The organism is Phytobacter massiliensis JC163 (genome assembly GCF_000321045.1).
Lineage (GTDB): Bacteria > Pseudomonadota > Gammaproteobacteria > Enterobacterales > Enterobacteriaceae > Phytobacter_A > Phytobacter_A massiliensis.
This window is the reverse complement of sequence record NZ_CAEO01000218.1, coordinates 1-250: the sequence shown is the minus strand read 5'-3', so window position 1 is coordinate 250 and position 250 is coordinate 1. Positions and strand designations below refer to the sequence as shown.

Sequence of the window (250 nt, the reverse complement as noted above, 5' to 3'; positions counted from 1 at the left end):
CTGGCGGTAGCCGGGGATGAAACTGACGGCGTGGATATGAATGTCAGCGCCTCTTCTGAGCAGGATGTTGCCGGTCTGGCGCGTCAGTACATCGCGGCGGTGGGCGGCTCCGATAACCTCACCGGTATCGACGCCTGCATTACCCGTCTGCGTCTGAACGTGAAAGACTCTGCGCTGGTTAACGAAGCGCTGGCGAAACGACTGGGGGCGACGGGGGTTATCCGTCTCAACAAAACCAGCGTGCAGATCA

Annotated in this window: 1 protein-coding gene; it reads left to right on the top strand. The window is 60.0% G+C overall.

Annotated features, from left to right (window positions below; all coding sequences use genetic code 11):
- Positions 1 to 250: glucose PTS transporter subunit EIIB (locus tag ENTHG_RS00280; RefSeq protein ID WP_044172132.1), on the top strand; the 250-nt coding region annotated here is incomplete at both ends.